Below are 11,606 nucleotides of genomic sequence, written 5' to 3'. Positions count from 1 at the left end.
CCTGATTACCCATGACCCTCAGCCAGCTTCAAGAGCCGATATGGCATCGGAGGGCTTGCCACGACTGCATGCCCCAATTCAACCAACATGCTTTTGAGGTCAAAACGATGATTAAACCGGAAGCAGTATTCAGCAAGATGTCTCGGTAAATGCTTCGCTCCGAGCGTATGGCAACTGCCCCGCAGCGAGTTCTTCACATTCCCTATCATCGTGTTTACCCAGTTGAATGCCGGATGATCCAGCAAGTCAAGGTTGCCCCCGGTGACAACACCCAGGTGCTCACAATTGGCCTCCTTCACCGCCCTGAAACAGGCCAATCCATCGGATATCACCGCGCTACCACTGGCAACATGCCGTTTTGCCCAATCAGCAATGGACTTGGTTTTGAAACCATCGACCACCGTCATCCGCATCTTGATTGGATGCCCTTCCTTGTTCAGGGCCACTGCTGCCACAAATGGCGTCTTGCCTGCCGCGCCCCGACCCCGTTTGCCACCACGGTGCTCGCCACCCCAGTAGACATCATCGAGCTGAATGATGCCGCTGATGGGCTGCTTGTCATCGGACTCTTTCATGGCTTGCAGCAGCTTGTGCTTGAGCATCCAGGCGGTGTCATATTTGACGCCCAACTGGCGCTTTAGCTCCATCGCTGACAAACCTGTTTTGGTTTGTGACAACAGGTGCATCGCCAGAAACCACTTGGTCAGCGGGAGCTTGGTGTTTGCGAAAATAGTGTTCCCAGTCAATGACATCTGGTGATGGCAGTGATTGCATTGCAGCACGCGTGGCCGACTTTTCAGGTGACAACAGGTCTTGTTGGCACATTCAGGGCAGACAAAGCCGTGAGGAAAACGCCAAGTGAACAACGCGTTTTCGCACTGAGCTTCAGTGCCATAGTCCTTGAGAAGCTCAAACAGGCTGTAGCCTTTCTGGAATTGGACTTTGCTTTTGGCCATGATCTCGCTCCTCGATAACTGTGCATAAGATCAGTATAGTTCGGGGTGACTGCTAATCATGGGTAATCAGGATAGTAAAAAGGCTGAAGTTTACGCAAATAAGATCACGACGGTCTTCAAAACACAGTCACAAAAAATAAATGATGTGCTATCAGAATGTGTCGGTGTGATTCTTTCACTCGATGACCTCAGTACGGATAAGCTTAAGAGACAAGCAACACTCACTGAACTTTTAGAGTTGATGAACTAACAGCTTCAGCCCCGCACTGCGCTACGCTCGGCCGGTGTGCCGGGCGTTATCCAAGGGGGTATTTTATGCATCGACGTTTGTTCATGTTTGCACTATTGCTGTCGCTTCTCATTGCCCGCGTACAGGCAAGCCCGGCTGCAAGAATTACACTCCTTACTGACCTCGTGAATGCGATTGGAGCCGCAGGAGAGGCCGTATCAAAACTGACTGCAGGCTTCAAGGATTTGGTTGTCGCAGGAAAAGACTCCTACAAATATGTAGCCGCCGCAAGAGAACGTGATCGCTTGATAAGCCTAAGCCGCAGAACCACCAACCTGATCGTCTCTCAGAACATCCGAGTTGTGGAAAGCCTCGACCAATATCTTGCTGAACGTAATCCGACTCAAGACTCTTGGGCAAGAGTGATTTGGAACATCGAGGCTACGCTTGGCTCTGTTCAGGAATTGTTGACAGATGTACAGTCTGAAGACGGTTCTTTTGTATTGGAAGCTGCCTTTCTAACCCTTAACCAGACCTTGTCGTCACGGGTATCTCTGTTGACACAACTTGCCACAATTCCAGCTCCGAGTTCTAAGGAAGAGTTAGCCCTCCTCCGGCAGGCGAGTGCGAAGTACAAGTTGCTCATTGAAAATGCAAGAGAGGCTGTTACACAGTTAAACACATACATCAAAAGTGCTAAATGACGCTCAACTTGACATTCCAGAGGGCCATAAAAAACTGCGTTTTGTAGGGTGCAATGAACAGCGTGAATTGCACCTCTAATTTGGTGTTTCATACCTTGCACAACAGCTACTCAGCAAACGGTGCAATGCGCTGCGCTTATTGCACCCTACTTGTTTCGCCAATTCGCTGGAGTGGGGCGGCTGAGCGCTGAGCCTCGCCAAAGCAACAAAAGGGGCGATCTGCGCCTCGATTCTGCTAATGCCCCCGCTCTATATCACTGCCTGCTCGTTCGGCGTGACCTGATAATCTGCTGACTCACAACCAACTCTCCTGTTTCTCCCCCATCAGGGCGAACAGAAAAAGGCCAAGCTCACTCATACCTCGCCGCTTCCCAGGCGTGTATCGCCTGTTTGCGGGTCTCGCCCCAGTGATAGCCGCCGAGTTTGCCGTTTTGCTGGATGACCCGGTGGCAGGGGATCATCAAGGCGACGGGATTGGCGCCCACCGCCAGCCCCACGGCGCGAGCTGCCTTGGGGTTGCCGACGGCGCTCGCCACCTGGGCGTAGCTCACCACCTTGGCGGGCGGGATCTGCAATAGCGCCCGCCAGACGCTGATCTGAAAGTTGGTGCCGCTCACGTGCAATGAGATAGGGCGATCCTGTGCCTTGCTGGTATCGAACATAGTGTTGATAACGTTCTGGGTACGTGATGGCGCCTCTCTCAGTTCTGCCTCTGGCCAGCTCTGGGCGAGGGCGGCCAGCGGTGCCTGTGGATCCTGGTCATCGAGAAACGAGAAGTTGCACACCCCCCGCGGGGTCAGGGCGACGAACGCCTGGCCGAAGGGGGTGTCATGCACCCCGTGATCGATGATCAGCCCGGCCCCGCGCTGTTTGTACTCGCCCGGCGTCACCGCTTCGAGCTGCACGAAGTGATCGTAGAGCCGCGAGCCGCTGCTCAGGCCCAGGGTATCGGCCACTTCCAGCAGCGGGCGCGACTCCTGCAGCAGTGCCTTGGCCCGCTCCAGAGTCAGCACCTGCAGATAGCGTTTGGGCGTCACCCCGGCCCAGCGGCTGAACAGCCGCTGGAAGTGAAAGGGGCTTAAGTGAACGTGCGCCGCTATCTCGTCCAGGGTGGGCTGGCGCGCCACCTGGCTTGCGATAAAACGGATGGCATCGGCGATGCGGGCGTAATCAGACATTAGGCGCTCTCACGATAGGTTTGCAGCCGCAGGATCTTGGGTGCGACAGGGTCATGTGCGACAAATAGATACCCCACCATCGGCCAGCAGGGCAATGCCGGTGGTAAAGCTGGATACATCGGACGCGAGATAAAGTGCCGAGCGGGCGATCTCCTCCGGTTGGGCCAGTCGTTTGAGGGCATGCATATTCTGCACAAAGGCGAGGCTCTCCGGCGTATCGGTAAAGGCCCGTCCCATGGGGGTGTCGGTGCCTCCCGGCAGCAGGGCGTTGACCCGCACCCCTTGTGCCCCATATTCGGCGGCGAGCACCTGGGTCAGGCCAATCAGGCCCGCCTTGCTTGCGGCATAGGCCGCCATGCCGGGCAGCCCCAGGGTATGGCCGACGAAGGTAGAGGTAAAGATAAGCGAGCCGCCCCCGCGTGCCTGCATGGCGGGGATCTGGTACTTGGCCCCCATAAAGGCGCTGGTGAGGTTGGTATCCAGGGTCTCCTGCCACTGTGCCAGTTCAAGCGCCGGCACGCTGCCCGGTGTCCCCGTGGTGCCTGCGTTGTTGAAGGCGATATCGAGCCCGCTGAAACGGGTCAGCGCGAGATCCACCAGGGCGCGGGCGTAAGATTCGCTTTTCACATCCCCCGCCAGGCTCACCGCCTGGCCCCCCTCATGGCGGATCTCCTCCACCAGCAGATCCAGTTCGGGCTGGCGGCGTGCGCCGACGACGACGCTGGCCCCTTCCCGGGCAAACAGGATGGCGCTGGCGCGGCCGATGCCGGAGCTGGCGCCGGTGATGATGGCGACCTTGTTGGACAGTAATGACATGGCAGTTCCCTCGCTGGTGTGTTGTGCGGGCGCACAGGGTTGGCAATGGGTTGGACCTTCAACGGGTTTGACCCACTCTGGTTCGGCTCCACTATGGCAATCGGCCCTCGCTGACACGACCCGGATCTTGCTCTCTTTGCCCCCTATCACGGCACCGTGCGCCGGTGCCGCCCCTTGCGGCAACAAAACAGGGGATCTTCTGCCGTCATTCTCTATAATGCCCCCTCTTTTTTTACTGCTGGGCCAACCACCGGCAGCGCCGTTGGCCGCGAGCCGGCCACCCCGATAGAGACGATGTCATGCATACCCTGGAACAGCTGCGCGCAGGTGAACTCTGCGGCGCCCGCCACCTCAAACTCGCCGAAAGCCTGACGGAGTTCCCGCCCGAAATCTTTAGTCTCAAAGAGACGCTGGAGGTGCTGGATCTCACCGGCAACCAGTTGAACCGGCTGCCTGACGAGCTGGCCGGGTTCAGCAAGCTGCGCATCATTTTCTGCTCCGAGAACCGCTTTATCGAGCTGCCCGAGGTACTGGGGCGCTGCCCGGCGCTCACCATGGTGGGCTTCAAGGCCAACCGGATCGCCACGGTTCCCGCCAAGTCGCTGCCGGCGGGGCTGCGCTGGTTGATCCTGACCGACAACGCCATCGAGCGGCTGCCCGATGAGCTGGGTCAGTGCGGCGCCCTGCAAAAGCTGATGCTCTCGGGCAATCGCCTGCGCGAGCTGCCGGTGACCCTTGCCAACTGCCAGCGTCTGGAGCTGGTGCGTATCGCCGCCAACCGGCTCGAGGCGCTCCCGCATTGGCTGGTGAGGCTGCCGCGCCTCGCCTGGCTGGCGTATGCAGGCAACCCCTTCAGCGACAAGCAGGAGCAGCGACTGGGCCAGTGCGCCTCGGTGGCCGACATCCCGTGGGCTGCACTGACGGTGGGCGAGCTGCTGGGGCAGGGGGCATCCGGTGTCATCCATCGCGCCGAACTGGCAACGCCAGCGGGGCCGCGGGCGGTGGCGGTCAAGTGCTTCAAGGGGGCGGTGACCAGCGATGGGCTGCCCCGCTGCGAGCTGGCGGTGTCGCTGGCGGCTGGTCGTCATCCCCATCTGGTCGGGATCGAGGGGCGGGTGGGCGATCACCCCTCCGGCATCCCGGCGCTGGTGATGGCGCTGATAGACCCTGATTTTATCAACCTGGCGGGGCCGCCGAGTCTGGACTCCTGTACTCGCGACATCTACCCGGCCGATGCCCGCTTTACTCCGGCTGCGCTGCTTACCATGGCGCAGGGGGTGGCGAGCGCGGCGCTGCATCTGCACGGGCGCGGCATCCTGCACGGCGATCTCTACGCCCACAACATGCTGTACGCCTCGCAAGGGGAGGGCCGGCTGCTGCTCGGGGATTTCGGCGCCGCCTCCTGTTATGAGCGAACCGACGGTGAGCTGGCCGGCTTGCTGGAGCGACTGGAAGTGAGAGCCTTCGGCTGTCTGCTGGAAGAGCTGCTGGCCCGCTGCGTCCCCCGTGATGACAGGCTGGACGCCCTGCATGCGCTGGTGGATGACTGTCTCGCCGAGGTGGTGGCGGCGCGCCCCGACTTTACCGAGATTGTGGCAAGGCTTGCTGCGGTAGCGCCGGTAATGTGCGCCGAGCCAGTTTTGCTCTGATCCGGCTCGCCCTGCCGTCGCGGCAGCAAGCAGGCGAGCAAGAGCAGGAGTGGATGACAAAAAGATGTCAAAAGGGGGCTTTCTGGCCCTTTTTTGTTTTGCTGTGCTTTTTGGGGCAAAAGTTGCGGCTGCGGCCCTGTTGGTGCTTGCGCGCAGCGAACTAAGTTGTGATATTGAGGCATCTTTACATGACAGGGGTGACAGGATGGAAGCGGCTTTTTGGCATCAGCGTTGGGAAGAGAACCGGATCGGCTTTCATCAGGCGGATTTCAATCGCTGGCTGCAATCCTGGTGGTCGGCCCAGCAGCAGGGTGAGCCCGTGCTGGTACCCCTGTGCGGCAAGTCCCGCGACATGCTCTGGCTGAGCGGGCAGGGCCATCCGGTCGACGGATTCGAGCTCTCGTCCGTCGCCATCAACAGCTTTTTCAGCGAAAACAAGCTGAGTGAAACGGTGAGTGCCGAGGGGCCCTATCAGTGCCATCAGCACGACAGCCTGCGCATCTATGAGGGGGATTTTTTCGCCGCCCCCGAACTTGGCCGCCGCTATCGACTGGCCTACGACAGGGCCGCTCTCATCGCCCTGCCGACCGCCATGCGCCGTCAATATGCCGAGCTGATGAGCCGGCTTATCGAGGCGGGCGGTCAGATCCTGCTGGTGACTCTGGAATATCAGCCGGAGCAACAACAGCAGCCGCCCTTCTCGGTGGGGGAGATGGAGGTGCGCACCCTGTTCGAGCGCCACTTCCAGGTGGAGGTATTGGGGCGAGCGGCGGAGCTCGATCACCCCAGGGTGTTGTCGGGCCAGCTCTCCTACTTCGACGAGGTGGCCTACCGGCTGGTGCGCCGTCCAGAGGCTTGACCAAAAGCGTGACCCGAGGCGATAAAACTCGCCATAAAGCTGCAGCTGGTTGACTCTTTATTACCTCCTTTGACATAGATCAACGTGACAAGGGAGGGGAGTGCCTAAGATGAGCCTGTTTCTCAATCACTGTTGTCATCGGCAGGCGCGCTCTGGTTTGGACTGCCCGCCGACCATCAACTCAGTGTCTGATTTTCACGCTCATGTTCACTTTTGGCGGCTCTGGTCGCAATTGATTATGGTTTTTCCAGCCGACCCCACGGGGTCGGCTTTTTATTGGCTGCAACAGAGGAAAAGGAGGCCTGATCAGGCCTCGAAGGTAGCGGCGTTGAGCCGGAATGCACGCGGGTCGTCGATGAACTGGCCGGTGATGCGCTCGTCGTGCTCGTGGCCCTGACCATAGCTGCAGAGGATCAGCCGATCCGACGTTCTCGATCTCAGCTGGGTGATAAAGCGCACCAGGTCGGCGCGGCTCAGGTTGCCCACCTCCTCGCACACCCTTTCGCGCTGATCAAAGCCGAGATCCTTGTTGCCGATGCTGACCCACAGCCGCTGGCCGCGGCTGCGCAGGTTGGCATCCCGCTCGCTCAGCTGGGCCTGCAGGCCCGCCTTGCTGTCCTGCCACTGGCGGGCGGTGAGCTCGAGCATGGCCAGCGGAAACAGATCGATGAACTCCTCCACCGCATCCAGCAGTATCTGTGGCCCGGCCACCGGCGACTGGATATAGAAGATGAGGCCGGGATGGCGGTTGAGGGGCAGGTTGCCGGCCCCCACCACATAGCCGAGCTGCTGGCGGGTGCGCAGCTCGTGAAAGAAGGTGGAGGACATGATGTGGTTGGCCAGGGTGAAGCAGGCCAGATCCCGCGCCCGGGTGGTGCGCGACTGGTAGTAGACCAGCAGGGCCGAGTCTTCATGCTCGCAGCCCTGTTCACGAATGAGGGTGCCCCTGTCCTGGATGGAGATGAGCGGGCGACGGGTCTCGGCACTGGGCTGGCTGTTGACGCCGAGGTGGCGCTCCAGCAGAGCGGCGAGCTCGAGGGCCTCGGCGGCGGTCCAGTCGCCGTGTACCAGGGTCTCCACGTGCACCTCGGCAAAGAGGCTCGCCACGAAGGCGGGCATCTCGCCCAGCTCGACGCTGCGCAGGTGGCGCAGCAACTGCTCGAACGGCGGGTTGTTGGGCTGCAGCAGGCTGGTGAGCTGGTTGAACAGCTGGGAGATGGGGCGCGCCTTGGACTGGTTGTCCCAGTTGCGGATGAGCTGCTCCTTGATTTCGGCAAAGCGGGCCGGATCCGGATAACCCAGGGTGCGGTTGCCGAGGATCATGTCGAGCAGCAGCGGCTGCTTGTCGGCAAAGCCGCTCAGGTTGATGGTAAAGCCGCCCTGGTGGGCATAGATCTGGTAACCGAGCCCCGCCAGCTCCGCCGGGTAGGTGAGGGCGTTGAGGTGGTCGGTGAGCAGCTCCACCGCGAGGCGTGCCATGGCGATGTGGCGCGGGCTCTTGACCGCGTGCTCGCTGTCGATGGAGATGTAGAGGTTGCCCTTGGGCACGCTGAACTGATGTTCGTGCAGGTGCCAGAGTCGAAAGCCGGGCCGATCGATGAGGCAGGCGGGCATGTCGGCGGCAAGCTCGGGCGTGCGCACGTCGAGCCGGTTGCTGATGAAGGGGTTGGGCAGCGGCAGGGCCAGCGCCGGATCCGGCTCGCTCTGTTGCCAGCGGATCTTCTCCGCCTCCGTGATAATGGAGACGCTGTAAGGGGTCTGATACCAGCGGGCCAGCCGATCCGTGGCGAGCTCCGGCGCCGTGACGGTCATGCGCAGGTTGTGCGGGGTGAGCTTGGCGAGCAGGCGGCGAATGAGGGGCTCGTCGTATGCGCGCATCATGTAGTCGCCGTAGAGCAGGTCATCGGGGGCGTAGCTGAACAGGTTCAACACCAGCCCGGAGACGGTGTCGAGTGCCCGGCCCCGCTCCTGAAAGCGGAAGGCGGACTCAAGCACGGTGCGCTTTTCGTCATAGCGCCAGGCTTCCACTCCGCCGCGCTCGATGAGCTTCAAGTAACCGAACAGGGCAGCCACTATCTCGTTGACGTGTTCGAGCCCGAGCGGGGTCAGGCCGAAGTTGACGCCAAAATCCTTGAAGTTGGCGCCGCTGATGCCACCGCCGGCGGAGAGCTGGTTGACCCAACCCTTCGCTTTCAGCAGAGAGAGCAGGCTGCCGTCCCCTTCGTAGCCGATGAGGTGGCTCAGGAAGGTGAGGGGCTTCTTGTCGTAATACTCATCCACGTTGGGCAACGGGAAGGTGAGCGCGAGTTTGCGGGTCTCCTTGACCGGGTTGAGCTGGATGCGAATGCCCAGGTCATCGAGCCGGTAGAGGGGCATGTCGAGGGTCGGCGTTCCCAAATTGCGATTCAAAATGGGAGCGAAAAAGCGATCGCACCAACCCAGCTGGGTCTCGATGGCGGCAGGCGAGATCATCACCAGCGCCATGCGATCCGCGCTGTAGTGGGTTTCGTAAAACCGGATAAGGTCGGAGCGCAGATCCCGGCCGGGCAGATCGGCCAGGGTATCCAGGTTGCCCACAGAGAACTTGGCGAAGGGGTGGGCGGGATTGACCGTCTCCTTGTGCACCTGGTAGCTGCGGCGCACGTCGTCCTGCAGCTTGAGGCGGTATTCGGAGTCGACCGCGTTGCGCTCCTTGTCCACCCACTCGGGATCGAAGGTGGGGCAGATGAAAAACTGGGAGAAGCGATCCAGCCCAGCCTCGAAGAAGCCGTTGTCAATTTCGAAGAAGAAGTTGGTGAACTCGGTGCCGGTCCAGGCGTTGTTGCTGCCGCCATGACGGCTCATAAATTGCTGGTATTCACCAGGTTTGGGATAGGTGCAGGTGCCAAGGAACAGCATATGCTCAAGGAAATGAGCCATCCCCTGCCGGTCCGCCGGATCGTCGAAGTGGCCGGTGTTGACGGCTAGGGAGGCGGCGGACTTGTCGGTGTCGGGATCGCAGATCAACAAGACCCTGAGCCGGTTCGCCAGCTCCAGATAGTGGTATTGCCGATGGTCGTTGGGACTGGCATATGGGCTCATTGGCGCGTGACTCTTGTTGGATTTATTTGAATTTAAACATGATTATCGACCCCGCTACCCAGTGAGGCAAACCCTTTTCTAAGAGGTAGCGCAATTGTTTCCCCCGGCATGGCGGGGTAAGATCCCCCCGCTATCAAAACAGGCCCGTTGGGCGAGGTTGTAATGAAAATCTACATCATGCGTCATGGCCAGGCTGGCATGAACGCGAAAACAGATGAACAGCGTCCACTGACCGAGCAGGGAATCGAAGAGTCCATCCACATGGCCCGCTGGCTGGCCCCCCAGCTTGGCGACAAGCTGGATCGGGTGATCCACAGCAACTACCTGCGCGCCAGACAAACCTGGCAGAGCATATGCAGTGAATTACCCAAGGCAGGGGCCGTCGAAGAGAGCGGTGACATCACCCCTTACGGCGATCCGGCCTTCGTGGCGAGCTACCTCACCACGCTGGCGGCCAAACATGACAGCATCCTGATGGTGAGCCACCTGCCGCTGGTGGGATACCTGGTGCAGAGCCTCTGTCCGGCAGCCGGTGCCCCCATGTTTGCCACCTCGGGCCTGGCCTGTATCGAGTGGCAGGATGGCAAGGGGGCCTTGCTCTGGTTGGAAGGACCACATACAATACGCTAAAAGTTAATAAAAAGTTATAGATTGGTTTTTTGGGGAAGAGAGTTGCGATTTTTCCGGATTTTTATACAGATTTGACGGAATTATTTCGCAGAAGCTGCTGTCATACGGATACAACTGCAAGAGGTTGCAAACGATGAGAGTATTCAAGAAGTACCTGCCACTGATAGTGGCAAAACATGTCAAAACCTTCTTCAAGGGGCGGATTTACATCCACGGCAGAGGACGCTTCGACTTCCAGTCCGGCTTGCTGATGATGCCCACGTCGGCGGACATTCCCCACCGCCAGACCGTGGTCGAAGTCAACGCGTTGATCTCGAGACTGCACATGGATGCGGCGTGATAGCTTCGTCACCTCGCTGATCCGCGTCATGCCCGCCACCGTGCGGGCATGACTGTTTTTGGGGCCATTCCGGCCTCTTTGGCGCTGTTCGGTTCCCCTTTTTGTCAGGCAATCCACCCCGGACGGCCTGATGCTTGCTAATCCTGCAGGCCTCCCTATACTCCCGCCTGAAATACCCGCTGGCTTTTTCTGGATATAGCGATGCCCCTTGCCTTCTTGTTTCCCTTCTCCTGCATGGCCATCTGGGCCGGCAACGCCATCGTCAGCAAATTGGCGGTGGGGGTGCTCTCGCCGGCGGCGCTGGCCTGGTCGCGCTGGATGGTGGCCGCCATCGTGCTGACCCCGTTTCTGGCCCATCGGGCCTGGCGCGAGCGAGCGAAACTGCGGGCCGGCTTTTATCAGCTGGCGGCGTTAGCTCTGCTCGGCATGGTGCTCAACCAGACCTTCGGCTACTACGCGGCGCAGACCCTGGGGGCGACCGAAATTGGCCTGATGATGGGGCTCACCCCCTTGATGACTGTGCTGCTCAGCATCTGGCTGCTGCGTGAGCGTCCCACCTGGGGGGCGCTGCTAGGCGGCGTCATCTCCATTCTGGGGCTGGCCATTTTGCTGGGGCAGGGGGATCCCGCCCGCCTCTTTACTCAGGGCATCCACATCGGCTCCGTTTACATGCTGCTCTCTGCGGGCACCTATGCGCTCTACAGCGTGCTGCTCAAGAAGTGGGATCTGGGACTCGACAACTGGTCCATGCTCTACGGCCAGGTGCTCTGCAGCCTGCTGTTTCTCACCCCGTTTTATCTGCTGGTGGACGGACACTGGCCGGACGGTCGGGCGCTCTGGCTGATCCTCTATGCGGGGATCCCGACTTCGGCCCTGTCCCCCTGGCTCTGGATGCAGGGCATTGCTCTGCTCGGGGCGAGCCGCACTGCCATCTTCATGAACCTGCTGCCGGTGATGACAGCGGGCCTGGCCATCAGCTGGCTCGGCGAGCGGCTCACCAGCTACCACCTGATCGGCGGTGGCATGACCCTGTTTGGGGTCTTGCTGGCCCAGCTGCTGGTACAACCCGTGGTGCTGCGCCGGCGCAGGGTGGCACTGGCCGCCTGCCAGGAGGATTGAAAAAAAGACCGCCGAATGGCGGTCTTTTTTTATGCGGGATAGCTA

10 protein-coding genes are annotated in these 11,606 nt (G+C 60.2%); 6 read left to right on the top strand and 4 right to left on the bottom strand.

The window, feature by feature from the left end; translation table 11 throughout:
* Nucleotides 1-5 precede the first annotated feature (5 nt).
* Complete coding sequence (locus CAK78_RS10830) at nucleotides 6-956, bottom strand: IS1595 family transposase (RefSeq protein WP_094697266.1); 951 nt, start codon at nucleotides 954-956, stop codon at nucleotides 6-8.
* Between the two features lie 315 nt (nucleotides 957-1,271).
* Here CAK78_RS10830 and CAK78_RS10825 point away from each other — a divergent pair, with 315 nt between their 5' ends.
* A complete protein-coding gene (locus tag CAK78_RS10825) occupies nucleotides 1,272-1,889 on the top strand; it encodes a hypothetical protein (protein WP_094697265.1) in 618 nt (205 codons plus the stop codon).
* Between the two features lie 350 nt (nucleotides 1,890-2,239).
* Here the strand turns inward: CAK78_RS10825 and CAK78_RS10820 are convergent, their stop codons facing one another.
* Together CAK78_RS10820 and CAK78_RS10815 are read right to left on the bottom strand one after the other, a co-directional pair.
* Nucleotides 2,240-3,067 (bottom strand): bifunctional transcriptional activator/DNA repair enzyme AdaA, encoded by an 828-nt coding sequence (locus tag CAK78_RS10820; protein ID WP_094697264.1) that lies wholly within the window; start codon nucleotides 3,065-3,067, stop codon nucleotides 2,240-2,242.
* A 51-nt stretch (nucleotides 3,068-3,118) separates the two neighbouring features.
* Nucleotides 3,119-3,883, bottom strand: coding sequence for an SDR family oxidoreductase (locus CAK78_RS10815; RefSeq protein ID WP_094697263.1), 765 nt, complete (start codon nucleotides 3,881-3,883; stop codon nucleotides 3,119-3,121).
* A 299-nt stretch (nucleotides 3,884-4,182) separates the two neighbouring features.
* Here CAK78_RS10815 and CAK78_RS10810 point away from each other — a divergent pair, with 299 nt between their 5' ends.
* A complete protein-coding gene (locus CAK78_RS10810) occupies nucleotides 4,183-5,532 on the top strand; it encodes a leucine-rich repeat-containing protein kinase family protein (RefSeq protein WP_094697262.1) in 1,350 nt (449 codons plus the stop codon).
* 205 nt (nucleotides 5,533-5,737) lie between these two features.
* Nucleotides 5,738-6,391, top strand: coding sequence for a thiopurine S-methyltransferase (locus tag CAK78_RS10805; protein WP_094697261.1), 654 nt, complete (start codon nucleotides 5,738-5,740; stop codon nucleotides 6,389-6,391).
* A gap of 306 nt (nucleotides 6,392-6,697) precedes the next feature.
* Here the strand turns inward: CAK78_RS10805 and CAK78_RS10800 are convergent, their stop codons facing one another.
* Nucleotides 6,698-9,472 carry an insulinase family protein gene (locus tag CAK78_RS10800; protein ID WP_094697260.1) on the bottom strand — a complete coding sequence of 925 codons (2,775 nt, stop codon included), beginning with the start codon at nucleotides 9,470-9,472 and terminating at the stop codon, nucleotides 6,698-6,700.
* Between the two features lie 162 nt (nucleotides 9,473-9,634).
* Here CAK78_RS10800 and sixA point away from each other — a divergent pair, with 162 nt between their 5' ends.
* The 3 genes from sixA (at nucleotide 9,635) to CAK78_RS10785 (ending at nucleotide 11,561) form a co-directional block, all read left to right on the top strand.
* Nucleotides 9,635-10,102, top strand: a complete 468-nt coding sequence (sixA, locus tag CAK78_RS10795) for a phosphohistidine phosphatase SixA (RefSeq protein ID WP_094697259.1) — start codon at nucleotides 9,635-9,637, stop codon at nucleotides 10,100-10,102.
* Between the two features lie 133 nt (nucleotides 10,103-10,235).
* Entirely contained in the window at nucleotides 10,236-10,442 is a 207-nt protein-coding gene (locus CAK78_RS10790; RefSeq protein ID WP_141214176.1) for a DUF1107 domain-containing protein, read from the top strand.
* A gap of 201 nt (nucleotides 10,443-10,643) precedes the next feature.
* Entirely contained in the window at nucleotides 10,644-11,561 is a 918-nt protein-coding gene (locus CAK78_RS10785; protein ID WP_017781390.1) for a DMT family transporter, read from the top strand.
* The last annotated feature ends 45 nt before the right edge of the window (nucleotides 11,562-11,606 follow it).

This window comes from Aeromonas sp. A35_P (genome assembly GCF_002259925.1).
In the GTDB taxonomy this organism is placed as follows: Bacteria; Pseudomonadota; Gammaproteobacteria; order Enterobacterales; family Aeromonadaceae; genus Aeromonas; species Aeromonas dhakensis.
This window is presented reverse-complemented; position numbering and strand designations above follow the sequence as displayed.

Coding starts and splice junctions, on each gene's coding strand:
- CAK78_RS10800 (WP_094697260.1), bottom strand. CDS start 9,472: ATGAGCCCATATGCCAGTCCCAACGACCATCGGCAATACCACTATCTG.
- CAK78_RS10805 (WP_094697261.1), top strand. CDS start 5,738: ATGGAAGCGGCTTTTTGGCATCAGCGTTGGGAAGAGAACCGGATCGGC.
- CAK78_RS10820 (WP_094697264.1), bottom strand. CDS start 3,067: ATGTCTGATTACGCCCGCATCGCCGATGCCATCCGTTTTATCGCAAGC.
- CAK78_RS10815 (WP_094697263.1), bottom strand. CDS start 3,883: ATGTCATTACTGTCCAACAAGGTCGCCATCATCACCGGCGCCAGCTCC.
- CAK78_RS10785 (WP_017781390.1), top strand. CDS start 10,644: ATGCCCCTTGCCTTCTTGTTTCCCTTCTCCTGCATGGCCATCTGGGCC.
- CAK78_RS10810 (WP_094697262.1), top strand. CDS start 4,183: ATGCATACCCTGGAACAGCTGCGCGCAGGTGAACTCTGCGGCGCCCGC.
- CAK78_RS10825 (WP_094697265.1), top strand. CDS start 1,272: ATGCATCGACGTTTGTTCATGTTTGCACTATTGCTGTCGCTTCTCATT.
- sixA (WP_094697259.1), top strand. CDS start 9,635: ATGAAAATCTACATCATGCGTCATGGCCAGGCTGGCATGAACGCGAAA.
- CAK78_RS10830 (WP_094697266.1), bottom strand. CDS start 956: ATGGCCAAAAGCAAAGTCCAATTCCAGAAAGGCTACAGCCTGTTTGAG.
- CAK78_RS10790 (WP_141214176.1), top strand. CDS start 10,236: ATGAGAGTATTCAAGAAGTACCTGCCACTGATAGTGGCAAAACATGTC.